Below are 23,803 nucleotides of genomic sequence, written 5' to 3'. Positions count from 1 at the left end.
TTTGAAATAAATAGGCAGTTTTATTAAACTGCCTCCATTCACTTAATAAGAAGAATTATTAATAGGAGGGTGAACAACCTTGTCATTCGAATTCAGACTACCAGACATCGGTGAAGGAATCCATGAAGGTGAAATCGTTAAATGGTTTGTAAAACCAGGCGATAAAGTTGCAGAAGACGATGTTCTTTGTGAAGTACAAAATGATAAAGCAGTCGTTGAAATTCCTTCTCCAGTAGAAGGAACGGTTGAAGATATTTTAGTAGATGAAGGAACAGTTGCCATTGTTGGTGATGTTTTAATTAAATTTGATGCCCCTGGTTATGAAGGACTTCAATTTAAAGGTGATCACGGTCATTCAGAACAAGAAGAGAAAGTTGAAGAAAAGGTTGAGGCTTCAGCACCTGCGGCTGCACCTGAGAATGTTACTGCATCAGCTGAAACTGTAGAGGCAGATCCGAACAAACGTGTTATCGCTATGCCATCAGTTAGAAAGTATGCACGGGAAAAAGGCGTTAATATCCGACAAGTTCAGGGTACTGGTAATAATGGCCGCGTTCAAAAGACAGATATTGATGCATTCTTAAGTGGTGGAGCACCTGTTCAAGCAGAACAACAAACAGAAACAGTTCAAGCGAATGAAACAGTCACACCTGCTCAAGTAGCTATTCCTGAGGGGGAATTCCCAGAAACACGTGAAAAAATGAGTGGAATTCGTAAGGCGATTGCTAAAGCAATGGTTCACTCTAAACAAACAGCGCCACATGTTACGTTGATGGATGAAATAGATGTAACCAAGCTTGTTGCACATCGTAAGAAATTTAAAGAAGTAGCAGCTGAAAAAGGCATCAAGCTAACTTTCTTACCATATGTTGTCAAGGCTCTTGTAAGTGCATTACGCGAGTTCCCTACATTAAATACGTCCATTGATGACGCTGCAGGTGAAATTGTTCAAAAGCACTATTATAATATTGGTATTGCTGCTGATACAGATAAAGGCTTATTAGTCCCAGTTGTGAAAAATGCAGATCGTAAATCTGTATTCTCCGTTTCACAAGAAATTAATGAATTAGCTGGAAAAGCACGCGATGGTAAATTAGCTCCAAATGAAATGAAAGGTGCTTCATGTACCATCACGAATATTGGTTCAGCTGGTGGCCAATGGTTTACTCCGGTAATTAACCATCCTGAAGTCGCTATTTTAGGAATTGGAAGAATTTCTGAAAAACCTGTAGTAAAAAATGGTGAAATTGTAGCAGCACCTGTGTTAGCATTATCATTGAGCTTTGATCATCGTATAATTGATGGAGCTACCGCTCAATACGCGCTAAACCATATTAAGCGACTATTGAACGATCCTGAATTATTATTAATGGAGGCGTAAAAAATGGTAGTTGGAGATTTCCCAATCGAAACAGACACTATAGTAATTGGTGCAGGCCCTGGTGGGTATGTTGCTGCAATTAGAGCAGCACAACTAGGACAAAAAGTAACAATTGTAGAAAAAGGAGAGCTTGGTGGGGTTTGTTTAAATGTAGGTTGTATCCCATCAAAAGCTTTAATTACTGCTGGTCACCGTTATGAAACAGCAAAACATTCGGATGATATTGGTATCTCCGCAGAGAATGTAACTGTTGACTTTTCTAAGGTTCAAGAATGGAAAGGCCAAGTAGTAAATAAATTGACTTCTGGTGTAGCAGGTTTATTAAAAGGGAACAAAGTTGACATTGTTAAAGGTGAAGCATATTTTGTTGATGCGAACACTTTACGTGTAATGAATGAAACATCTGCACAAACCTATACATTCAAAAATGCGATTCTTGCAACCGGCTCTCGTCCTGTTGAGATCCCAACATTCAAGTTTTCTAAACGCGTTATTAATTCTACAGGTGCTTTAAATTTACCTGAGGTTCCAAAAAAATTAGTTGTTATTGGTGGCGGTGTTATCGGGGTTGAACTTGGTACTGCTTATGCTAATTTTGGTACTGAAGTAACTATTCTTGAGGGTAGCAGCGAACTTTTTGCCGGTGCATTTGAAAAACAAATGACTACTCTTGTTTCCCGTAACTTAAAGAAAAAAGGTGCGGAAATTGTTACAAATGCATTAGCTAAAGGTGTAGAAGAAAAAGAAGATGGCGTAATTGTCACTTATGAAGTAAAAGGTGAAGAAAAAACTGTTGAAGCTGATTATGTTCTTGTGACAGTAGGTCGTCGCCCTAATACAGATGAATTAGGATTAGAACAAGTGGGCGTTGAAATGACAGATCGTGGCCTTGTTAAGATTGATAAACAATGTCGTACAAATGTTTCTAGCATTTATGCTATTGGTGATATTGTTGAAGGTCCACAGCTTGCTCATAAAGCTTCTTACGAAGGTAAGATTGCTGCTGAAGCTATTTCCGGCCACCCTTCTGAAATTGATTATTTAGGTATTCCTGCTGTTGTATTCTCTGAGCCAGAATTAGCAACTGTTGGATATAATGAAAAACAAGCAAAAGATGAAGGATTAGAAGTAGTTGCTGCTAAATTCCCATTTGCTGCAAATGGTCGTGCTTTAGCATTGAATAATAGCGATGGCTTCTTGAAATTAATTACTCGTAAAGAGGATGGTTTGGTCATTGGAGGTCAAATTGCAGGTGCAAGTGCATCTGATATGATTTCTGAGATCGGCTTAGCAATTGAAGCAGGAATGACAGCAGAGGATATTGCTATGACTATTCATGCGCATCCAACTTTAGGAGAAATTACAATGGAAGCTGCAGAAGTAGCTTTAGGAACACCAATTCACATTGTAAAATAATTTATTCTAAAAAAAGGTAAACCAATGGTTTACCTTTTTTTATTTTTATAAAGTAATATTAGGTTTTAAAATACCATCTAACGTTCATAGTATAATTACAAGAGTAATTGCTTAAAGTAAAATGGAGAAGCTTGTAAGCATAACAAAAAATTGTTGGTGATAGGATGAAAAAATACATTGCCTTTCTATTTCAATTAATGATATGGAGTGGATTCACTCTAGCTGTTTGGTTATCTGACAGGGATCATTTGATCTATAGAATTATTGTGTTTATAGTCTTTTTCTATTTAGCATTTCTCCTTGCTAGAATCATTGTAAAATCAAATCGTGTTACATTTTTTATTACTTTATCCAGTCTATCCATCTATTTTTTATTACAATTTATTTTTCAAGAAATATTCCCTTCCCCCTTTTCGTAAAGTAGTGACTTTTTAAGGTCACTATTTTTGCTTAATAATATATACTCTTTGAAGAAAATGTATAAATATGTTATACAAATTACCCTTTAAAAATCATTTAATATGTATTATTATATAAATAGTTAGAAAGCGCTTTCCTAATTTAATTAGAAAGGGGAAACAAGAATGGGAACCTTAGTTTGTCAGGATTGTAATAAAATTATTGATCATTTCGAGGATGAGAAGGTGACAGTTCTATACTCTAACTGTAAAACATGTTGCGAAATTTCTGAGGACTTGAATAATAATAAATAGGCAGCCAATTGGCTGCCATTTCCTTTATACTAGAAATTAATCATTTATATACAATATCCGTTAGTTGATGAATAGAGTAGTTTATTTTATTGCCTTATGTTCTTTAATTACCCGTAACTTTTTAAGCTCGAAGTCTTCTGGACCTTGAACAGGTAATCCCACTTCAATATTCTTTTGAATATACTTTAAATTTTCTTCTGTAATGATTTCCCCAGGTATAAAAATAGGTATTCCTGGAGGGTAAACCATAATAAATTCAGCAATAATGCGACCAGCAGATTCTTCAATCGGCACTGTTTCAGTATCAGCATAAAAAGCATCACGTGGAGTCAATGAGAGAACTGGTATATCTGGAAGTAAGACTTGTATTTCCACAGATCCTGACAAGTGAGAAAACTGATCTGAAAGCTCTTGGAGTGCTTTGACTAATAAGTTTGCCTCATGCTCTGTATCTCCTGGTGTAATTAAGCAGAGGATATTATATAAATCGGAAAGTTCTACTTCAATATTATAAACTTCTCTTAACCACTTTTCTGCATCATAACCAGTTATTCCTAAATCTTTTACAGAAATAATTAATTTTGTTGGATCATAATTAAATGTTGCTTTTGTTCCAAGGATTTCTTCACCAACACAATATAAATGATCAATTGTATTTATTTTTGACCGTACATCTTGGGCAAGCTGAATGGTTTTATCTAAAAGCTCTTTTCCCTGTGTAGCTAATCTTCTACGTGCTACATCAAGTGAAGCTAGTAATAAATAGGAAGTAGAAGTGGTGGTTAGCATACTTAAAATAGTGGAAACACGATTTGAAGATACTAACCCCTCTTTTACATTTAATACCGAGCTTTGCGTCATAGAACCGCCTAGTTTATGGACACTTGTCGCGGCCATATCAGCACCGGCTTGCATAGCAGATATAGGTAGGTCTTCATGGAAATGAATATGGACACCATGTGCTTCATCGACTAAGACAGGTACTTGATATGAATGCGCAATTTCTACGATTTTCTTTAAATCACATGCAACACCAAAATACGTAGGGTTTATAACTAAAACACCCTTGGCATCAGGGTTTTGTTGTAATGCCTTTGACACGGATTCTGTTGTAATTCCGTGTGAAATTCCAAGATTCGGGTCAATTTCTGGATGAATAAAAATTGGTATTGCCCCTGAAAAGACAATAGCTGACATGACAGATTTATGGACATTTCTAGGTACAATGATTTTGTCTCCTGGTCCACAAACAGCCATAATCATGGCCATAATTGCACCGCTTGTACCTTGAACGGAAAAGAATGTATGGTCGGCTCCAAATGCTTGTGCAGCTAATTCTTGTGCTTTACTTATCATCCCTTTTGGTTGATGTAAGTCATCAAGTGGAGCAATATTAATCAAATCAATCGATAAGGCATTATCGCCAATAAAGTGACGAAAGTCGGGATCAATTCCAGCTCCCTTTTTATGTCCAGGAATGTGGAATTGTACTGGATTTTTTTTTGCATGTTCAACGAGTCCAGTAAACAATGGGGTTTCATATTGTGACAATGAATTATACACCTCTTTTAGTCAGTCTTGTAGTTGTTTCTTATTGTGATCAAAAACATATGAATTATAGCATTTATAAAGTACTTTGAAAATAAAATCTTCTTCATTTAAAGGAAATTGGGTAATGAACAGAGAAGAAATAGAAGTATATAGGTTCCTTAGCAGTTGAAATTGAAAAAAATTAAGGATGAGGAGAATATAGTTATGAATTGGAATACGAGAATAACGAAATTATTAAACATCGATTATCCAATTATTCAAGGAGGACTAGCCTATCTCGCTTATTCAGAATTGGCTTCATCTGTTTCAAATGCGGGTGGTTTAGGGCAAATTACAGCAATGTCTCTTGAGAGCCCAGAGGCATTACGAGATGAAATTCGGAAAGTAAAAACTTTAACACATAAACCCTTTGGAGTTAATTTTGCTATTGGTCAGCACGGACGTTCTTATACACATTTTCTCGATGTTGCAGTCGAAGAAAATGTTCCAGTAGTTTCAGTAACAGGAGGTAACCCTGCAACATTCTTTGAATATTTAAAAGGAGTTGATATAAAAAAATTAGTCCTTGTGGCTGCAAAACGTCAAGCTCAAAAGGCAGAAGAATTGGGAGCAGATGCAGTTATGGTTGTTGGACAAGAAGGGGGAGGGCACCTTGGAAAAAATGATATTAGTACTCTTGTTTTAGTTCCTCAGGTTGTTGATTGTGTATCAATTCCAGTCATTGCATCCGGAGGAATTGGAGATGGAAGAGGGTTGATGGCTGCTTTGAGTTTAGGTGCAGAAGGCATAGAAATGGGTACAAGATTCATTGCTACCAAAGAATGTGTGCACGCCGCAACAGCGTATAAGGATGCTCTTTTATCAGGTGGCGAAACAGATACAACAGTGATAAAGCGTACACTTGGTGCTCCTGGTCGTGCAATATCAAATAAGTGGACTGAGAAAATACTTGAAATTGAAAAAAATAATGGTGGCTATGAAGAATTAAAAGAGTATATTAGTGGACAAGCAAATAAAAATTATATATATAATGGAGAGGTTGATAGTGGATTTGCATGGGCTGGTCAAGTGATGGGATTAATAAAAGATATTCCTACTGTTAATGAGTTAATCACTCGCATGATCCAAGAGGCTAATGAAATCCGAACAAAATGGGGAAAGTAAAAATAGAAAATACATCTTGAAAGACGGTGATGAAATGGAGTATCAATACCCTTTTTCTATGGATTGGTCTACTACAGAGGTCATTGATGTAATCCATTTTTTTGAAGCAATTGAAAAGGCATATGAAAAAGGAATTAATCGTGACGAGTTAATGGAGAAATATCGTCGATTTAAGGAAATTGTGCCTGGAAAAGCTGATGAGAAAAGATATTGTAATGAATTTGAAAAAGAAAGCGGATATTCTTCATATCAGGTTGTAAAAAAATTAAAAGAATCCGAAACTGGAAGTTTGATTTCAATGAGAGGGTAACAATGAAGTTACCCTCTTCTTTTTTTATGGTTGCTTTTTTAGTTTGTTGTTTTGTAAAAGCCAGCAGGAGGAAATTTTTTAAAAGCAACAAGCTCTAGAAAACCTGCCTTAGTTTAAGACATCTTATAAAGGGGTATTAAATATTGAAAAGTATCATTCAATCGGCTAATTATTTCTTCACCATCCATAGTTATTGCTTCATTGCGAGGAATATGTAATCCACATAAAATTTCAGCCTTCTTTACAGTCTGTAGTCTATGGAATAATGCTAGTAGCTCTTCGTCTGATAGATCCCCCATGATCATTGCTTCAGGCTTAGTGTGGTCTGCTGACCATACAAAATGGGGCGGAATTGATTTTCGTATGTTTGTAATATTCTTTTCAAGTGTTTTACCATATTCTATTTTATTTGGTGCTTCGTATATGAGAGCAAACCATACAAAAAGATGTGTCTCCCAAAGTCCAATTTGAAAATGGGGGAGCATCTTATAACCTCGTTTATTATTAGCAAATGCTACCCAAGTATCATTCGGTGGATTAATGGTTCTTCGTGCATGTTTTGCTACATGAGGGAACATTTCATCCCCAGTCAATGCACTTAGGGTTGGTGCAAAATAATTGCCGAGATAGTCTAGTTTTGGCCGAATGTGTTTGATTAATTGATCCATTCTGGCATCAAGGCCATCGATTTTAAAAACATTAAAATCTTCTTCTGTAAAACCTGGGAAATTCATTAAAAAGCCTCCAATAGTGTTCATATCAATGTTTACAATATTTTATCATAACCAATTCTAATAATTAAATAAAATGCCCAATCATTAGGCATTTACACATTTTTGTTACATGATTTATTTTCGCGACATAAGATATAAAAAGATAACATCCAGAATATTTCGGCTTTTGTTAATACTTATAAATCGAAAGGATGTGACGTTCATGAAGCAAGTAATGAATACATCAAAAAAGAAAAAATTTGATCAGCAACGTATAGCTGTATTACGACTTGAAATGGACTATGAGCTAGCTGTCCTATTTGAAGCCATCCAAGAAAATAATGATAGAAAAAAGGAATCATCAAAGAAAAAGCTCATGAAAATTAGGGAAGAATTATTAAAAATGAAAGCAATGTAAGTTTTGATTGCGGACTCCCTGTTCCAGATCAAACAGATGGGGTTCGTTTTTGTGAGCGCAAATTTATTGTAATAATAAGGTGATTTACTTGAATTACATAAATTTTTCCTTTAAGCTATGAGGTACATGAGCATGTGATGGAGGCTTGGATCATGACTGATTGGATAAAAATTGATACATATGTTAGACAATGGTTAAAAGAAGCAAGGGAAAATATTTTAGATTCTTTTAATCATACTTTAAATATACAGACAAAATCGGATCGGAATGATCTTGTTACCAATATTGATAAAGAGACAGAGCTATTTTTAGTGAATAATATTATGAAACATTTTCCAAATCATCGAATTGTCGGCGAAGAAGGACATGGGAAAGATATTAATCAGGAAGATGGAATTATTTGGATTATTGATCCGATTGATGGAACGGTTAATTTTGTTCATCAACAGCGCAATTTTGCTATTTCAATTGGTATATATGAAAACGGAAGAGGAAAATTCGGCTATATCTATGATGTGGTACAAGATGAATTATATTTCGTTGAAGTAGGCAAAGGAGCATTTTTTAATGGACAACCAATTCCTCTTTTAGAAGCAACAAAAGTTGAGAATGCTATCATTGGTATTAATTCTTCTTGGATTATTTCAAATAGACATATTCCTGTTGGAAATTTACACAATCTAGTAAGAGATTCACGTGCAACAAGATCTTTAGGTGCTGCTTCTCTAGAGTTTGCCTATGTTGCCACAGGTAGATTAGATGCGTATATTGCAATGAGACTTTCTCCTTGGGATTTTGCTGCAGGCAAGTTATTGATTGAAGAACTTGGGGGAGTAGTTACAACAGTCAAAGGTGAAACATTAAATTTATTAGAAAGTAGTACGGTTTTTGTAAGTAATAAGGCACTTCACAATGAAATTTTAACAAACTATTTTAATACCTCAAATGATTAAAGAGGGATCCCGAATTTTTGGGATCCCTCTTTAGATGTTATAACCGACCTTCTTGTCTCATTTTAGCTTTTGTTTTAAATCCGAATCCCATTATGAGTATCAATGCAATAATGCAAAATACGATACCAATGAGACTTTTTTCACCGATTGCTACCCCAATTCCAATCATAGATGCAGCAGCTGCTGCAGCAAAAAGTACGAAAATCCACTTAATGTCTTTCATCGCAATTGCCTCCATGGTTACGTTCTTTTATTATTTTACTTGAAAATGTCGATTTTAGCAAAGAAGATTGGATAACTATGTATTTGGCGTTTTATTATTAACTATGATATAATACATAAGTTATTGGTATACTAACTTTAGTCGGTCTTAAAGGCAGGAGGAACAACTTTTGAAAATAAGAGAAGATTTACGAAATATAGCTATAATCGCACACGTTGACCATGGGAAAACAACTCTCGTAGATCAGCTATTAAAGCAGTCAGGTACATTCCGCACAAATGAACAAGTTGCTGAACGTGCGATGGATTCAAATGATATTGAACGTGAAAGAGGTATAACCATCTTAGCGAAGAATACCGCTATTCAATATAAAGATATCAAAATTAACATAATGGATACCCCAGGACATGCTGATTTTGGTGGCGAAGTGGAACGTATTATGAAAATGGTAGATGGGGTTCTTCTAGTAGTGGATGCATACGAAGGATGTATGCCACAAACACGTTTTGTGTTGAAAAAAGCACTAGAACAGAATTTAACACCAATTGTCGTTGTAAATAAAATTGACCGTGATTTTGCTCGCCCAGAGGAAGTAGTAGATGAGGTTATCGAATTATTTATTGAATTAGATGCTAATGAGGATCAATTAGAATTTCCTGTTATTTATGCATCTGGTATTAATGGAACAGCTAGTGCCGATCCTACAAAACAAGATGAAAACATGCAGGTCTTATTTGATACAATCATTGATCATATCCCTGCGCCAGCAGATACAAGAGAAGAACCTCTACAATTTCAAGTAGCTCTACTTGATTATAATGATTATGTTGGTAGAATTGGAATTGGACGTGTCTTTCGAGGTACGATGCATGTAGGACAACAAGTAGCATTAATGAAACTGGATGGAACTGTTAAGCAATTTAGGGTAACTAAAATATTTGGATTCTTTGGATTGAAGCGCCAAGAAATTCAAGAAGCCTATGCAGGAGATCTTATTGCTGTTTCTGGAATGGAAGATATCAATGTAGGGGAAACAGTATGTCCGATTGACCATCAAGAGCCGTTACAACCATTACGAATTGACGAACCAACGCTACAAATGACATTTATTGTTAATAATAGCCCGTTTGCTGGTCGTGAAGGAAAGTATATTACTGCTAGGAAAATTGAAGAGCGTCTTCGTTCTCAACTTCAAACAGATGTAAGCTTAAGAGTTGAAAATACTGATTCTCCTGATGCATGGATTGTTTCAGGTCGTGGAGAGCTACATCTATCTATTTTAATTGAAAATATGCGTCGTGAGGGTTTTGAACTTCAGGTTTCTAAGCCAACAGTCATTATTAAAGAAATTGATGGTGTGAAATGTGAACCAATTGAAAGAGTACAAATTGATATCCCTGAAGAGCATGTTGGTGGAATCATTGAATCTCTTGGTTCACGTAAAGGTGAAATGTTAGATATGATCAATAACGGAAATGGCCAGGTAAGATTAATCTTTAATGTCCCTGCACGTGGTTTAATTGGTTATACAACAGATTTCATGACATTAACACGTGGTTATGGGATTATCAATCATACATTTGATAGTTATCAACCAATGCAACCTGGACGTGTAGGTGGACGACACCAAGGTGTTCTAGTTTCAATGGAAACTGGAAAAGCGTCCACATACGGAATTATGCAGGTAGAGGATAGAGGAACAATCTTTGTTGAACCTGGAACTGAAATTTACGAAGGTATGATTGTTGGAGAAAATACTCGTGAGAATGACATTACCGTAAATATTACGAAGGTTAAGCATGCGACCAATGTCCGTTCAGCTACTAAGGATCAAACATCCGTTATTAAGAAACCAAGAAAAATGTCTTTAGAAGAGGCACTTGAATACCTAAATGATGATGAATATTGTGAAGTTACACCGGAATCCATCCGCTTACGCAAGAAAATCTTAAACAAAAATGAACGTGAAAAAGCCGCTAAGAAATTGAAACATGCAGAAGTAAATTAATTTTATAAAGGGGAGTGTAAGGTGTCTGAAATCAATGTGCAAGAACATCTTTCCTTTTTTGCTGGTTTATATAGAGTAGATGAATATCCTAAATTAGGGATGTGGATGCTTTATTTAACCATTGTTGCCTTATGTATACTTGTCTTTAAACTAGGTTTTGCTCAAAAACTTCCTTTACTAAAATCAGCTATGGTGTATCTATTTTTAGTGTTAGGATGTACAATACTCACGTTTTTGGCTATATTCCTTCCAATTACAGAAGGATTAGTAGTTGCAGCTTTAATTTTAATCATCTATAGAATTCGACGACATAATTTTAAAAAAGAAGAAGCATCAAACGATGTATAAAAAAATCCACCATTAGGTGGATTTTTTTTATGCAAGAAAATACAAGTCCTCAAAGTTCTTATAAACTGTTTTCGTCTTCATCTGTTATTTTCTTTAATCGAAGTCTTTCGTTTGTTTTTCTAGTTATACGATCATGGCATTCGTCACACATATAGGTGTGAATAGGTCTATTTCTCAACCGTTTAGCTACAATTGAATCATCATCAATAGTTTCAAGCTTTTCACAGAGTATACATTTCACTTTCATTCACTAACACACCTCTAATTCTATTTTAATTAGTATATCATGTAAGTGAATGTCTGAAAATTTTTCCGTTATTATTTTGGCTGCTTTCGTGTAAGTTGTTGCTATTGTAAAAGTACAACTGCTCAGCTTTTCAACCCAATAAATGATTCAACGGTCTTAGGGAGTTTGCCGCTCTTATTAAGTCGAATGAAAGATGTAACAGTCTGCTACCGATAGTGATTAATGAATACTTTACGTAGATAGCAACAAATTTTGAGTAAAGAGCCATTATTTTTGATAATTGGATTGCTTTTCTTGTTGTTTGTTCAGTTGTTTTTCATTTTGGTTATTTAAATTTTGTTTAGGTTTTTCTGTTCCGTTCTGAGGAGATTCTGGCTGAACAAGATTTTTCGGTATTTCAGGCATAACTCTTCCAACAATATCTGCAAGCTCATTTAGTATGCCTTGCCCTGGCTTGCCTGATTGAATGTCTTGTCCAATCTCTTTTAATCTTGCGGTGAAATCCGGGTCAGCTACAACAATTGCTTGTGCACCATATGGATCATGTTTTAAACTTTCTGCGACTGAATACTTGATTGATCCCACTTGAGAACGGTCAATATTATCATCTACATCAATTCCTACAATCGCATAATTGCCGAAAACCACAGCAGTAGCATCCTTCACTTTAGGCACACTTGTAGCTAGTTTTACAAGTCTTCTTGAAATATCTTGCCCTGTTTTTCGATCAACTGATTTAATATTACTGTCTTTAACAGATATTGGTCTAGCACTATTTCTATTATTGTTTTGATTATTATTTTGCCCCATTTCATTATTTGCACATGCAGTCATAAATATTATTGTAAGTCCTACTATAAATGCTTTTTTCAATTTGCCACACCTCCACTTTTAATTTTAGTGTGCAATTTTCTTCTATCTTTATACATTTGGACATATATTTTAGCAATGTCCATCCTCTTCACCTGAACCGGATGAGGAAAAAAATCATATTATAGAATAATCCAATAAGGAGCAGGAGGCATCAATTTGAAGAAAATATACGTACTAGATACAAATGTCTTGTTACAAGATCCGAACTCCATATTTTCTTTTGAGGATAATGAAATCGTAATTCCTGCAGTTGTGCTTGAAGAGGTTGATTCCAAAAAAAGATATATGGATGAAATCGGGCGAAATGCAAGACAAGTTTCCAAATTGATTGACAGCTTTAGAAAAGCGGGAAAGCTCCATGAAAAAATCCCCCTTGAAAATGGTGGAATTCTAAGAATTGAATTGAATCATCGATCATTTCAACAATTGCAAGATATTTTTATTGAAAAGACGAATGATAATCGAATATTAGCTGTTGCAAAAAATTTAGCTATAGAGGAGGGGACAAAGGAAAGTGGCAGACCTGTAATATTAGTGAGTAAAGACGCATTAGTAAGGGTAAAGGCTGATGCATTAGGATTGCAAGCGGAGGATTTTCTAAATGATCGTGTCGTTGAAATTGATCATATTTATACAGGTCTATTAGAAATCTATTTAGATAAAGAATTATTGAATTTATTTTATGAAAAAGGTGAAATTAAATTATCAGAATTCACTCATCATCCTTTTTATCCAAACCAATTTTTAATAATTAAAGATGCATTAGGTAGCTCGGCATCTGCTATAGGAATTGTCGATGAAACGGGAAAAATGTTGAAAAAATTAGTATATAATCAAGAATCAATTTGGGGAATAAAGCCACGGAATGTAGGGCAGACAATGGCGATGGAACTACTATTTAGACAAGATATCCCCTTAGTAACGATGACAGGAAAAGCTGGGACGGGAAAAACACTTCTTGCCTTAGCTGCAGGGTTAATGCAGACAGAGGATCTACATTCATATAAAAAGCTTCTTGTTGCAAGGCCAATTGTTCCTGTAGGAAAGGATTTAGGATATTTACCTGGAGAGAAGCAAGAGAAACTTCGACCATGGATGCAACCGATCTTTGATAATCTTGAATATTTATTTAATACGAAAAAGCCGGGTGAGTTAGAGGCGATTTTAGCAGGGATGGGCTCCATCGAGGTTGAAGCGTTAACTTATATTCGAGGGAGGAGTATACCTGAACAATATATTATTATTGATGAAGCACAGAATTTAACAAAGCACGAAGTAAAAACGATATTAACACGTGTAGGAGAAAAGAGTAAAATCGTATTAATGGGGGATCCTGAACAAATAGACCACCCTTATTTAGATGAATACAATAATGGGCTGACCTATGTTCTAGAAAAATTTAAAGATCAAAAAGTTGCAGGGCATATTCAACTTTTAAAAGGAGAAAGATCCGGATTAGCTCAGCTTGCTGCAGATTTACTTTAGAAACCAATTGATTTTCTTAACCCAAATAGTATTGAACTAGCAAGCTTTTGTATGGATCCAATAAAAAATAGTAATATTAGATTTGCTGCTAAGTATGTATTCATCTAACCAAGCAGTAGAATGATTAGCAAACCATTTTACTGCTTGGTTTTGCATTATTCTACTCTAAAACCTTTTACAAATTTAATCGGGTTATTTCGATTGGAACCATCACTAAAAATAACATGGATTGGTCCATCGTCTTTTAACGCTTTTCCCTCTTTTGAGAATGCTAATATAAGCTGGTAAGCATCTTCTAACGGAATTTGAACATCATCTGAATCGGTTTCCAGTACTAAAAGCTTCGCCTCTTTTAACGGCTCTGCATTTTTTAAAAAAGGTTCGAAACGAATTCCGAATGTACCTGTTAAAAGTTTTTGCTTTAAAAACTTACGCTCAGACTTTAGTGTGGGTGGGGAAATAGCCCCTTCCTTTATTTCGCGATCAAAAAACCGTCCGACATTTTTGGTATACTCCTCATTATCATCAACTTCTGATTGATTGGTATCGAAGTATGTGGTCAGATCAATTTTTCGGTCATCAAAAATCCAAGTTCCAGCATCTAAAGTAATAGGAAATTTAACTTTCCCTTTAATTGGAATAATCAATTCTTCCGCCTCCTTACACTATGAAAATTATACCCTTAAAATAATAGATTGTCACATGAACATTTTTTATTTTTCCGCCTTTTGTAAAATAGATTGAATAAAATAAATTCTAGACGTTTCCCTTGCATTTTCTTGGTTTTCAGAGTAAAATTTTTAGATAAGATTGTCTTTTGTATTGTACGAATAATGGGGGGATCAACGTGGCGTCTGAAATTAAAATGGATCACCGGGAAAAAGCCTATTCTCTTCTAAAGATAGACGCAGAAAAAATTTTGCGCCTAATAAAAGTCCAAATGGATAATTTAACGATGCCCCAATGTCCATTATATGAAGAAGTATTGGATACACAAATGTTTGGACTATCCCGTGAAATAGATTTTGCAGTTCGATTAGGCTTAGTGGACGAAAAGGATGGTAAGGAACTTTTAGATTCATTAGAAAGAGAATTGACCGCTCTACATGATGCTTCCACTAAAAAATAAATAAATGGCTAAACATACATTGTATTTATCTTATTGATGAATATAGAGTAGGGGCATTTTACTCAAATGATAAATCACATGTAAAACTATCTTGTTCAAACAGCTAAAATAAAAAACTCAAACAGTTCACAGAAATTGTTTGAGTTTTTTTGTAGAGGCACTTTACTTTAACTTAGTTGTTAGTTAGTAAATTGGAAAGGCTCTATTCCCACACATTGTTGCTATTTATGTAAAGTTTAAATAAATAACTATGTGCTGAAGACCGTTACACCTTTTCTTTCACTGAGAAAAGAGCTACAAACTTTATACGAATTGCTGAATCTTTTACAAAAGTAACAAACTATACGAAAACAGCCATTGGTAAAGAGAATATTTGTTTAGTATTTTTATCAATTAGAATGATGAATGAAATGAGTTTTATTGAAATTAGAAGAGGGGACAACATATGTTTAATGAATAAATTGGAAATAAAATAATGCTATTTTCTAGCAGGAAATAAAAATATTTTGAAGAATACCTTTAATAGACTAAAGGATTGGAAGGGTAATATGTTAAAAAAAATCTTAAAGTCTTATGACTATTCCATTGTCATCGTGTACATACTTCTTTGTTTATTTGGTTTAGTGATGATTTATAGTGCTAGTATGGTTGTAGCTGTGCAAAGATATAATTTTGAAAGCAACTATTTTTATGTTAAACAAGTAAAAAGCCTAATTCTATCATTCATTGCATTTTTTATAACGGCTTTCTTGCCCTATAAAATGTATAAAAGTAATAAATTTCTAGGCTTGATGATGCTAGTTTCGATAATTGGTCTTGCAGGTATATTTGTTTTCGGACATGTATCTAATAATGCACAGAGTTGGTTTAGATTAGGGACAAGCTCTATTCAACCATCAGAATTTGTAAAATTAAGTGTCATTATTTATTTATCAGCAGTGTATGCTAAGAAACAATCTTATATTGATCAATTTAATAAAGGAGTTATTCCACCACTTTTATTTTTAATATTTGTTTGTTTTCTTATAGCGATACAACCGGATTTAGGTACAGCTAGTATTATCTTCGCTATTGGCTTAACAATTATCCTTTGTTCGGGGATGAAGTTGAAAACGATGATGAAGCTATTTGGTTTAGGACTTCTTGTCGTTCTTATTCTTTCTCCAGTAATTTTCTTAAAGAAAGATCAAATTTTTTCGGAGACTCGAATAGGTCGTTTTACTGGGTTTATGGATCCTTTTGGTACTAAGGCAGGTGAAGGCTTTCAATTATATAATTCTTATCTAGCATTAGGTACTGGGGGAATTAAAGGATTAGGACTCGGTCAAAGCGTTCAGAAGCTAGGTTATCTACCAGAACCTCATACAGATTTTATAATGGCGATTATTGCTGAGGAGTTAGGCATTTTTGGTGTAGCTTTTGTTTTATTAGGCCTGTCTTATCTAGTTTTAAGAGGAATATATATTGGCGTCAAATGTAGGGATCCTTTTGGTAGCTTACTTTCTATTGGAATATCAAGTATGGTTGGTATTCAAGCATTTATTAATTTGGGAGGGGTGTCTGGAATAATCCCTATTACAGGTGTACCTTTACCATTAATAAGTTATGGTGGATCTTCATTATTACTTTTATCAGCTTCACTTGGTGTGTTAGTTAATGTATCTATGTTTGTTAAATATGAGGAAAAATATAAAAAGAAACAGGAACACACAACTATGCAGAAGACAAGTATAAATCATCGAGGATTTAAGGTTCATTAACAAAATTAATGCCCAACAGGATGATCATACAAAGGGGAGAGATCAATAATGAAAAAGATAGAAAAAGTATTAGTAGCGAATAGAGGAGAAATTGCTATTCGTGTATTTCGCGCATGTACTGAACTTAATATTCGGACGGTTGCGATTTATTCGAAGGAAGATTCAGGTTCCTATCATCGATTTAAAGCGGATGAGGCATACTTGGTTGGTGAAGGAAAAAAACCAATTGATGCCTATTTAGATATAGAGGGGATTCTAGAAATAGCAAAAAATGCTGGTGTAGATGCAATTCATCCAGGCTACGGGTTTTTATCTGAGAATATCCAATTCGCCATTCGATGTAAAGAGGAAGGGATCACATTCATTGGTCCAAAAAACCATCATCTTGATATGTTTGGTGACAAGGTAAAAGCAAAGGAGCAAGCGCTACTAGCAAAAATACCAGTAATTCCAGGTAGTGATGGTCCTGTTCATACTCTAGGTGAGGTTCAAGAATTTGGTGAGTCTTATGGCTATCCGATTATTATTAAGGCCTCCCTAGGGGGCGGTGGACGCGGAATGAGGATAGTCAATCATGCTGGAGAAGTAGAAGAGGCATATTCTCGTGCTAAATCTGAAGCGAAGGCTGCATTTGGAAATGATGAAGTATATGTTGAAAAGTTTATAAAAAACCCAAAACATATTGAAGTGCAAATATTAGGTGATGACGAAGGGAATATTGTTCACTTATTTGAAAGAGACTGTTCGGTACAAAGGCGACATCAAAAAGTTGTAGAAGTTGCCCCATGTGTTTCACTTTCTGATCAATTACGCGAAAAAATTTGTCAAGCCGCGGTCCATTTAATGAAAAAAGTCAATTATGTTAATGCAGGAACTGTAGAATTTTTGGTTTCTGGTGATCAATTTTATTTTATTGAGGTTAATCCTCGTGTACAGGTAGAACATACGATTACTGAAATGATAACAGGCGTAGATATTGTCCAATCTCAAATAATGATTGCAGAGGGCCATTCACTACATAGTGATAAAGTTAGTATACCTAACCAAGAAGAAATTAAAATTAACGGCTTTGCCATCCAATCCAGGGTAACAACAGAGGACCCATTAAATCACTTCATGCCGGATACTGGCAAGATTATGGCTTACCGTTCTGGTGGTGGATTCGGTGTACGATTAGATGCTGGGAATGGTTTTCAAGGAGCAGTTATTACACCGTACTACGATTCTTTATTAGTTAAACTTTCGACCTCTGCTATGTCTTTTGATCAAGCGGCAGCAAAAATGGTTAGAAATTTGAAGGAATTCAGAATAAGGGGGATTAAAACAAATATTCCATTCCTTATTAATGTAATAAAACATAAAAAGTTTATTACTGGTGAGTATGATACTTCCTTTATCGATACGACTCCAGAATTATTTGAATTTCCAGTTAGCCGTGACCGCGGTACTAAAATGCTTAGCTATATAGGAAATGTGACCATTAATGGTTTTCCAGGGTTAGAAAAGCGCGAAAAACCAAATTTTGAAAAAAGTAGAGTACCAAAAATTAATCATATTGAGAAAGCTAATTCGGGAACAAAGCAAATCCTGGACCAAAGTGGTGCAGATGGTTTAATAAAATGGATTAAATCAAAAGATAAGGTACTTTTAACTGATACAACTTTCAGGGATGCTCATCAGTCTTTATTAGCGACAAGGGTAAGAACACATGATATTCAGAAAATCGCTGAGCAAACATCCAAATTACTACCTGAGTTATTTTCATTAGAGATGTGGGGTGGCGCGACATTTGATGTAGCCTATCGCTTCTTAAAAGAAGACCCATGGGAGAGATTGATTAAATTAAGGGAACAAATCCCTAATGTCTTATTTCAAATGCTATTTAGAGGATCAAATGCAGTTGGTTACAAAAATTATCCTGATAATATCATCCGTGAATTTATCCGCTTATCTGCAAATTTAGGTATAGATGTTTTTAGAATTTTTGATAGCCTCAATTGGGTAAAAGCAATGGAAGTAGCAATTGATGAAGTAAGACAAACAGGAAAAATTGCCGAGGCTGCTATTTGCTATACTGGGGATATAAATGATCCTATGAGACCAAAGTATAGCATACAATACTATAAAGACCTCGCAAAGGAATTAGAGAGCTTAGGGGCACATATACTTGCTATAAAAGATATGGCAGGTCTCTTAAAACCTCAAGCAGCTTATCGATTAATTTCTGAATTAAAAGATACAACGGATCTTCCAATCCATTTACATACACACGATACGAGTGGTAATGGATTATACACATATGCTAAAGCTATAGAAGCTGGTGTTGATATTGTTGATGTAGCACTTAATTCGATGTCAGGACTAACGTCACAGCCGAGCTTAAATGGTCTCGTTTATGCATTAGAAGGTACGGAAAGAAAACCAAATATAAATATCGATTCCATAGATAAACTTAATTATTATTGGGAGGATGTAAGAAAATATTACAGTGGATTCGAAAGTGGTATGAATTCCCCTCATACTGAAGTTTATCGTCATGAAATGCCTGGCGGACAATATAGTAATCTACAACAACAAGCGAAAGCAGTTGGACTTGGTGAACGTTGGGATGAAGTAAAGGAAATGTATCAAATAGTGAATCGCATGTTTGGTGATATCGTCAAAGTAACTCCTTCTTCAAAGGTTGTAGGAGATATGGCATTATTTATGGTTCAAAATGAATTAACTGAAAATGAAGTTCTTTCTCGAGGATTGAAGATAGATTTTCCAGATTCTGTCGTCGAATTTTTCCAGGGTTATTTAGGTCAGCCTGTTGGAGGTTTCCCTAAAGAATTGCAAAAAGTGATTCTAAAAGATCGTAAACCTATCACTGTTCGCCCTGGTGAATTAATGGAGAATGTAGATTTACTCGAACTAAAAGAAAAACTATCTAAAGAAATAGGTAGGGAAGCATCTGAATATGACACATTGTCCTATGCATTATATCCAAAGGTATTTTTAGAATATGAAAAAGTCACGCAACAATTTGGTAATATTTCAGTGATTGATACACCAACTTTTCTATATGGAATGACGCTCGGTGAAGAAATAGAAGTTGAAATTGAAAAAGGAAAAACCTTATTTGTTCAATTAGTCTCTATTGGTCAACCACGTGTTGATGGGACTAGAGTTGTTTATTTTGAATTAAATGGTCAACCACGAGAAGTGATCATTAAGGATGAGAGTATTAAATCTGCTGTTGCAAATAAAGTAAAGGCAGATTCGAAAAATGAACAACATATTGGTGCAACGATGCCAGGAACGGTCATTAAACTAATGGTTGATAAAGGGGATAGAGTCAATCAAGGTGATCATTTAATGATAACAGAGGCAATGAAAATGGAAACAACTGTTCAAGCACCGTTTACAGGTGTAGTCAAAGAAATTTACGTTCAAAATGGTGAAGCTATTCAAACAAATGATTTATTAATTGAACTGAATAGAGAATAATAGGAAAGGTGGCCGAGAATGGGCCACCTTTTTTATGATTATTTAGTTTGTTTTGAATTACTATTACTTCTACCTATTAATAATATGAAATAGCTTAAAAGTCCAAATAAACAAGAAATAAATAATGCATGTGCAAGTGCAATATATAGATTCAATCTCGTGAAGATAACTAGAGCTCCTGCAATTACTTGTAAACAGACTAAAATAAATGCAATAATCCATCCTCTATAAATGACTACCTGATCTTTGTAGTGTTTAATACTTAAATAAGTAATATAAGCAATCCATAGAAAGATAATCCCTGCAGCTAAACGATGTCCCATTTGAATCCATTGATGTAAGTTGGTTGGTAATCCAATAGAATCGTTTAAGCAAAATGGCCAATCCCTGCAAACTAAACTTGAATGAGTATGGCGAACAAGAGCCCCAGTGTATACAACCATATAACTATAGATTGTGACAGCAATCGTATGAAATTTCATTCGTTTATCAATAATGATACTTGAAGCATCGAATTTTTGATCCACTTCAAAAATGAGTAAGGTCAATAAAAATACAGAGGCAAAAGAAATAAGTGATATTCCGAAATGCAGTGCCAATACAAAGTCAGATTGTCCCCATACAACTGCTGCAGCCCCTACTAGTGCTTGTAAAATTAAAAAGAAAAGAGATAAAATTACTAGAAATTTTGTTTCCCTTTTATGTCCAATTGTTTTCCATGCCCAAATTGATAATATGAGTAATAGAATTCCTACACCACCTGATACTAAACGATGGGCAAGTTCAATAACTGTTTCTATTTTAATATGGCTCGGAATAACCTGCCCATGACATAATGGCCACGATCTACCACATCCCATCTCAGAACCAGTTTTGGTTACTAATGCCCCGCCAATAAGAACGAAGAGCATACCGAGAGACGTTAAGGTCGCGAGCCATCTTAATCCTCGATGCAATCTATTCACCTTCTTCTAATTGTCATTCTATAATATTTATCTATGCAAATGAATGATTAATAAAATTGATTCACTTAATGATAGTACATAATTACTGCTAAAAAGACAACCGATAAAATGTTACAATTCATAGACCTTTACTAGTAATAAAGTATTTTAGAGTTAATTACATGGACAATCTGCTAAGAGTATATTTATAATAAGGAAGCGTGAGTACAAATAGACACATTTTAGACATAAAAGCGTTGGAAAAATGTCACAAAAATCGGCTCGGATATGTTTTAATATGAAGTTGATGGATTAAAAAAGGGTGGGGGATAGCAACTATAAAGTCTATTTTTATGTAGTTTGTGGTAAACTTTGACTAGAATCATGACATATATAATATTACTTTTATACATAATAATAGTAATCGTGAACAATTAGCGAAAATTTGTTGAAATATAGAAATACAAGGAAATTTGTTTTATAGTAATATTATATATGTTGTTTACAAAGTCACTTAGTTAAAAGTTTATTGCTAGTACATAGCGAGGATCAATGCTGTAAAGAAAGGGGGGGGAAGTATGTCGAACAGTCGAGTTATCGAAATTGACAGCTCCGGTGTTGCAGAAACAACAGCATTAAAAGATTTTTTATCTTTAATTAAAATTGGAATTGTCAATTCAAATTTAATCACAACGTTTACGGGTATGTGGTTAGCTTTAGTAGTAACCAATCAACATTTTTTACAGTCTTTAGATACAGTAATTCTCACATTGCTGGGTTCCGCACTAATTATAGCTGGATCTTGTAGTATTAATAACTATATTGATCGTGACATTGATCCTATTATGAGTCGAACTAAATCCAGGCCGACAGTAACTGGTAAAATGAGTGGAGCTAAAGTCTTAACTATTGGTTTTTCCTTCATTACTGTTGGAACTATTCTATTATTTTTTACATCGATAACCGCTGGAGTTATAGGTATTATAGGAATATTTAGTTATGTAGTTCTTTACTCCATGTGGTCAAAACGCTTATATGTAAGTAATACGATAGTTGGTAGTATTTCTGGTGCAGTACCGCCACTTATTGGTTGGGCAGCTGTGGATCCCAATTTGGATATCATGGCTTGGGTACTCTTTTTAATGATGTTTATCTGGCAGCCTCCACATTTTTATGCATTAGCAATGAAACGTTGCGAGGAATATAGAGCAGCAAACATTCCAATGCTACCAGTTGTAAAAGGGTTTGAAGTGACTAAACGCCATATTGTATTTTGGGTAGCGTGTTTACTACCATTACCATTTTTCCTCATGCCTCTTGGTATAGCATTTGTTATTTTAGCAACTGCGTTTAATATCGGGTGGCTAGTGATGGGAATTGCAGGGTTTAAAATGAAAGATGATTTGAAGTGGGCAAAATTAATGTTTGTCTATTCTTTAAACTATCTAACCATCTTATTTGTAGCAATGGTAATCGTTACCGTCATTTAACTTTGGGAATTCTTTCTTTATTTTAAGAAGTCCACATAAATAACAGTCCTTGTTACTAAAAGACATAAAATGAAAGTGGGGTTTGATTAAGCTATGAAACAATGGCTGAAAAAATGGCGTCTTGTCTCAGTTCTTGCTGTATTGGCGCTTGCTCTTTCCGGCTGTGGTGAGCCATTCTTATCAACATTGAAGCCAGCCGGTGAAGTTGCTCAGAAGCAATTCGATTTAATGATTTTGAGCGTAAGTATAATGGTACTTGTAATTTTAGTAGTTGTAGTAATTTTCTTAACAGCTATCATTCGTTTCCGACGTACAAAAGAAAAAGAGAACATGATTCCAAAACAAGTTGAAGGTAACCACGTTCTTGAAATTGTATGGACAGTTATTCCAATTATCTTATTGGTTATTCTAGCTGTTCCAACAGTTGCAGCAACATTTAACTTTGGTGATACAAAGGCAATGGAGAAAAAAGACAAAGATGGCAATCCGAAAGAGCTTGTAATCAATGTCCGTTCTAACCTTTATTGGTGGGAATTTGAGTATCCTGGCCAAGGAATTGTAACGAGCCAAGATTTAGTTGTTCCAACTGATCAAAAAGTTTATTTTTCATTAAAATCTTCTGATGTAAAACATTCATTCTGGATTCCAGCAGTTGGTGGAAAAATGGATACGAATGTTGATAACATTAATAAATTTTGGTTGAAGTTTGACAGCAAAAAAGCTGAAGAAGCTGGAAATCTTTTTTATGGAAAATGTGCAGAGCTTTGCGGACCATCACATGCTTTAATGGACTTTAAAGTTAAAACGATGTCTCAAGCTGATTTTTCACAATGGGTTAAAGATATGAAGAGCGTTGGTAAGGATGGAGTACAACCAACAACAGCTTCTGAAGAACAAGGACAAGAAATATTTAAGAAAAACTGTATTAGTTGTCACGCTATTTCACCAGACAACGGTACTCCTGAAACAGCACGTCTAGCTCCAAATTTAACAACATTTGGTGAACGTGAACGTGTTGCAGGTATTTTAGATCATAATAAAGAAAATGTTAAAAAATGGATTAAAGACCCACAGGCATATAAACCTGGTAATGAAATGCCTGCTTTTAAAGATAAGCTAAATGAACAAGATTTAGATGCTTTAGCAGATTATTTAATGGGTTTAAAAGTGCAACATTAATTGGTTATT

23 protein-coding genes are annotated in these 23,803 nt (G+C 34.8%); 16 read left to right on the top strand and 7 right to left on the bottom strand.

Annotated features, from left to right (window positions below; all coding sequences use genetic code 11):
* The first annotated feature begins 79 nt into the window (after positions 1 to 79).
* From I5818_RS16575 to I5818_RS16560, 4 genes are all read left to right on the top strand, one after another.
* On the top strand, positions 80 to 1,381 hold the full coding sequence (locus I5818_RS16575; RefSeq protein ID WP_071976590.1) for a dihydrolipoamide acetyltransferase family protein: 1,302 nt from the start codon (positions 80 to 82) through the stop codon (positions 1,379 to 1,381).
* A gap of 3 nt (positions 1,382 to 1,384) precedes the next feature.
* Positions 1,385 to 2,797 (top strand): dihydrolipoyl dehydrogenase, encoded by a 1,413-nt coding sequence (lpdA, locus tag I5818_RS16570; protein WP_058002499.1) that lies wholly within the window; start codon positions 1,385 to 1,387, stop codon positions 2,795 to 2,797.
* 164 nt (positions 2,798 to 2,961) lie between these two features.
* Positions 2,962 to 3,216 carry a hypothetical protein gene (locus I5818_RS16565; RefSeq protein WP_071976591.1) on the top strand — a complete coding sequence of 85 codons (255 nt, stop codon included), beginning with the start codon at positions 2,962 to 2,964 and terminating at the stop codon, positions 3,214 to 3,216.
* Positions 3,217 to 3,381: 165 nt separating this feature from the next.
* Entirely contained in the window at positions 3,382 to 3,510 is a 129-nt protein-coding gene (locus tag I5818_RS16560; protein ID WP_071976592.1) for a GapA-binding peptide SR1P, read from the top strand.
* Between the two features lie 81 nt (positions 3,511 to 3,591).
* On the opposite strand, the gene I5818_RS16555 is transcribed toward I5818_RS16560, so the two are convergent.
* On the bottom strand, positions 3,592 to 5,061 hold the full coding sequence (locus I5818_RS16555) for an aminotransferase class I/II-fold pyridoxal phosphate-dependent enzyme (protein WP_071976593.1): 1,470 nt from the start codon (positions 5,059 to 5,061) through the stop codon (positions 3,592 to 3,594).
* A 204-nt stretch (positions 5,062 to 5,265) separates the two neighbouring features.
* Here I5818_RS16555 and I5818_RS16550 point away from each other — a divergent pair, with 204 nt between their 5' ends.
* Both I5818_RS16550 and I5818_RS16545 read left to right on the top strand, forming a co-directional pair.
* On the top strand, positions 5,266 to 6,225 hold the full coding sequence (locus I5818_RS16550) for an NAD(P)H-dependent flavin oxidoreductase (protein WP_071976594.1): 960 nt from the start codon (positions 5,266 to 5,268) through the stop codon (positions 6,223 to 6,225).
* A gap of 34 nt (positions 6,226 to 6,259) precedes the next feature.
* Positions 6,260 to 6,535 (top strand): UPF0223 family protein, encoded by a 276-nt coding sequence (locus I5818_RS16545; RefSeq protein WP_058002739.1) that lies wholly within the window; start codon positions 6,260 to 6,262, stop codon positions 6,533 to 6,535.
* 113 nt (positions 6,536 to 6,648) lie between these two features.
* Here the strand turns inward: I5818_RS16545 and I5818_RS16540 are convergent, their stop codons facing one another.
* On the bottom strand, positions 6,649 to 7,269 hold the full coding sequence (locus tag I5818_RS16540) for a YktB family protein (RefSeq protein ID WP_071976595.1): 621 nt from the start codon (positions 7,267 to 7,269) through the stop codon (positions 6,649 to 6,651).
* Positions 7,270 to 7,471: 202 nt separating this feature from the next.
* Here I5818_RS16540 and I5818_RS16535 point away from each other — a divergent pair, with 202 nt between their 5' ends.
* Together I5818_RS16535 and I5818_RS16530 are read left to right on the top strand one after the other, a co-directional pair.
* Positions 7,472 to 7,666 carry a hypothetical protein gene (locus tag I5818_RS16535; protein ID WP_071976596.1) on the top strand — a complete coding sequence of 65 codons (195 nt, stop codon included), beginning with the start codon at positions 7,472 to 7,474 and terminating at the stop codon, positions 7,664 to 7,666.
* Positions 7,667 to 7,818: 152 nt separating this feature from the next.
* A complete protein-coding gene (locus tag I5818_RS16530) occupies positions 7,819 to 8,619 on the top strand; it encodes an inositol monophosphatase family protein (protein ID WP_071976597.1) in 801 nt (266 codons plus the stop codon).
* 37 nt (positions 8,620 to 8,656) lie between these two features.
* Here the strand turns inward: I5818_RS16530 and I5818_RS16525 are convergent, their stop codons facing one another.
* Positions 8,657 to 8,842 carry a YlaF family protein gene (locus I5818_RS16525; protein ID WP_071976598.1) on the bottom strand — a complete coding sequence of 62 codons (186 nt, stop codon included), beginning with the start codon at positions 8,840 to 8,842 and terminating at the stop codon, positions 8,657 to 8,659.
* A 169-nt stretch (positions 8,843 to 9,011) separates the two neighbouring features.
* On the opposite strand from I5818_RS16525, the gene typA reads away from it, so the two are divergent.
* Complete coding sequence (gene typA, locus I5818_RS16520; protein ID WP_071976599.1) at positions 9,012 to 10,850, top strand: translational GTPase TypA; 1,839 nt, start codon at positions 9,012 to 9,014, stop codon at positions 10,848 to 10,850.
* Positions 10,851 to 10,880: 30 nt separating this feature from the next.
* Complete coding sequence (locus I5818_RS16515) at positions 10,881 to 11,198, top strand: YlaH-like family protein (RefSeq protein ID WP_071976703.1); 318 nt, start codon at positions 10,881 to 10,883, stop codon at positions 11,196 to 11,198.
* Between the two features lie 58 nt (positions 11,199 to 11,256).
* On the opposite strand, the gene I5818_RS16510 is transcribed toward I5818_RS16515, so the two are convergent.
* Positions 11,257 to 11,445, bottom strand: a complete 189-nt coding sequence (locus I5818_RS16510) for a YlaI family protein (protein ID WP_078110204.1) — start codon at positions 11,443 to 11,445, stop codon at positions 11,257 to 11,259.
* A gap of 267 nt (positions 11,446 to 11,712) precedes the next feature.
* On the bottom strand, positions 11,713 to 12,318 hold the full coding sequence (locus tag I5818_RS16505; RefSeq protein ID WP_071976601.1) for a YhcN/YlaJ family sporulation lipoprotein: 606 nt from the start codon (positions 12,316 to 12,318) through the stop codon (positions 11,713 to 11,715).
* A 156-nt stretch (positions 12,319 to 12,474) separates the two neighbouring features.
* On the opposite strand from I5818_RS16505, the gene I5818_RS16500 reads away from it, so the two are divergent.
* The gene (locus I5818_RS16500) at positions 12,475 to 13,803 is read left to right on the top strand and encodes a PhoH family protein (protein WP_071976602.1); all 1,329 of its coding nucleotides are present in this window, start codon (positions 12,475 to 12,477) and stop codon (positions 13,801 to 13,803) included.
* A 155-nt stretch (positions 13,804 to 13,958) separates the two neighbouring features.
* Here I5818_RS16500 and I5818_RS16495 read toward each other — a convergent pair whose 3' ends face one another.
* Positions 13,959 to 14,450, bottom strand: coding sequence for a hypothetical protein (locus tag I5818_RS16495; protein WP_071976603.1), 492 nt, complete (start codon positions 14,448 to 14,450; stop codon positions 13,959 to 13,961).
* A gap of 200 nt (positions 14,451 to 14,650) precedes the next feature.
* Between I5818_RS16495 and I5818_RS16490 the strand changes: the two genes are divergently transcribed.
* The 3 genes from I5818_RS16490 (at position 14,651) to pyc (ending at position 20,181) form a co-directional block, all read left to right on the top strand.
* Complete coding sequence (locus I5818_RS16490) at positions 14,651 to 14,932, top strand: Fpa/YlaN family protein (RefSeq protein ID WP_058002511.1); 282 nt, start codon at positions 14,651 to 14,653, stop codon at positions 14,930 to 14,932.
* A 548-nt stretch (positions 14,933 to 15,480) separates the two neighbouring features.
* A complete protein-coding gene (locus tag I5818_RS16485) occupies positions 15,481 to 16,692 on the top strand; it encodes an FtsW/RodA/SpoVE family cell cycle protein (protein WP_078110203.1) in 1,212 nt (403 codons plus the stop codon).
* Between the two features lie 48 nt (positions 16,693 to 16,740).
* The gene (gene pyc / locus I5818_RS16480) at positions 16,741 to 20,181 is read left to right on the top strand and encodes a pyruvate carboxylase (protein ID WP_078110202.1); all 3,441 of its coding nucleotides are present in this window, start codon (positions 16,741 to 16,743) and stop codon (positions 20,179 to 20,181) included.
* 38 nt (positions 20,182 to 20,219) lie between these two features.
* Here pyc and I5818_RS16475 read toward each other — a convergent pair whose 3' ends face one another.
* Positions 20,220 to 21,137 (bottom strand): COX15/CtaA family protein, encoded by a 918-nt coding sequence (locus tag I5818_RS16475; RefSeq protein WP_078110201.1) that lies wholly within the window; start codon positions 21,135 to 21,137, stop codon positions 20,220 to 20,222.
* Positions 21,138 to 21,703: 566 nt separating this feature from the next.
* On the opposite strand from I5818_RS16475, the gene cyoE reads away from it, so the two are divergent.
* Together cyoE and coxB are read left to right on the top strand one after the other, a co-directional pair.
* Entirely contained in the window at positions 21,704 to 22,615 is a 912-nt protein-coding gene (cyoE, locus tag I5818_RS16470) for a heme o synthase (RefSeq protein WP_071976607.1), read from the top strand.
* A 93-nt stretch (positions 22,616 to 22,708) separates the two neighbouring features.
* On the top strand, positions 22,709 to 23,794 hold the full coding sequence (coxB, locus tag I5818_RS16465; protein ID WP_071976608.1) for a cytochrome c oxidase subunit II: 1,086 nt from the start codon (positions 22,709 to 22,711) through the stop codon (positions 23,792 to 23,794).
* Positions 23,795 to 23,803: the final 9 nt, after the last annotated feature.

Origin of the sequence: Heyndrickxia oleronia (assembly GCF_017809215.1) — a bacterium.
Classification (GTDB): Bacteria; Bacillota; Bacilli; order Bacillales; family Bacillaceae_C; genus Heyndrickxia; species Heyndrickxia oleronia.
The sequence above is the reverse complement of the archived record's forward strand: the minus strand, read 5'-3'. Positions and strand labels throughout refer to the sequence as shown.

Excerpts from the sequence above, each read along its gene's own strand:
- lpdA (WP_058002499.1), top strand. The coding sequence starts at position 1,385 with ATGGTAGTTGGAGATTTCCCAATCGAAACAGACACTATAGTAATTGGT.
- I5818_RS16565 (WP_071976591.1), top strand. The coding sequence starts at position 2,962 with ATGAAAAAATACATTGCCTTTCTATTTCAATTAATGATATGGAGTGGA.
- I5818_RS16560 (WP_071976592.1), top strand. The coding sequence starts at position 3,382 with ATGGGAACCTTAGTTTGTCAGGATTGTAATAAAATTATTGATCATTTC.
- I5818_RS16550 (WP_071976594.1), top strand. The coding sequence starts at position 5,266 with ATGAATTGGAATACGAGAATAACGAAATTATTAAACATCGATTATCCA.
- I5818_RS16545 (WP_058002739.1), top strand. The coding sequence starts at position 6,260 with ATGGAGTATCAATACCCTTTTTCTATGGATTGGTCTACTACAGAGGTC.
- I5818_RS16540 (WP_071976595.1), bottom strand. The coding sequence starts at position 7,269 with ATGAATTTCCCAGGTTTTACAGAAGAAGATTTTAATGTTTTTAAAATC.
- I5818_RS16535 (WP_071976596.1), top strand. The coding sequence starts at position 7,472 with ATGAAGCAAGTAATGAATACATCAAAAAAGAAAAAATTTGATCAGCAA.
- I5818_RS16530 (WP_071976597.1), top strand. The coding sequence starts at position 7,819 with ATGACTGATTGGATAAAAATTGATACATATGTTAGACAATGGTTAAAA.
- I5818_RS16525 (WP_071976598.1), bottom strand. The coding sequence starts at position 8,842 with ATGAAAGACATTAAGTGGATTTTCGTACTTTTTGCTGCAGCAGCTGCT.
- I5818_RS16510 (WP_078110204.1), bottom strand. The coding sequence starts at position 11,445 with ATGAAAGTGAAATGTATACTCTGTGAAAAGCTTGAAACTATTGATGAT.
- I5818_RS16485 (WP_078110203.1), top strand. The coding sequence starts at position 15,481 with ATGTTAAAAAAAATCTTAAAGTCTTATGACTATTCCATTGTCATCGTG.
- pyc (WP_078110202.1), top strand. The coding sequence starts at position 16,741 with ATGAAAAAGATAGAAAAAGTATTAGTAGCGAATAGAGGAGAAATTGCT.
- cyoE (WP_071976607.1), top strand. The coding sequence starts at position 21,704 with ATGTCGAACAGTCGAGTTATCGAAATTGACAGCTCCGGTGTTGCAGAA.
- coxB (WP_071976608.1), top strand. The coding sequence starts at position 22,709 with ATGAAACAATGGCTGAAAAAATGGCGTCTTGTCTCAGTTCTTGCTGTA.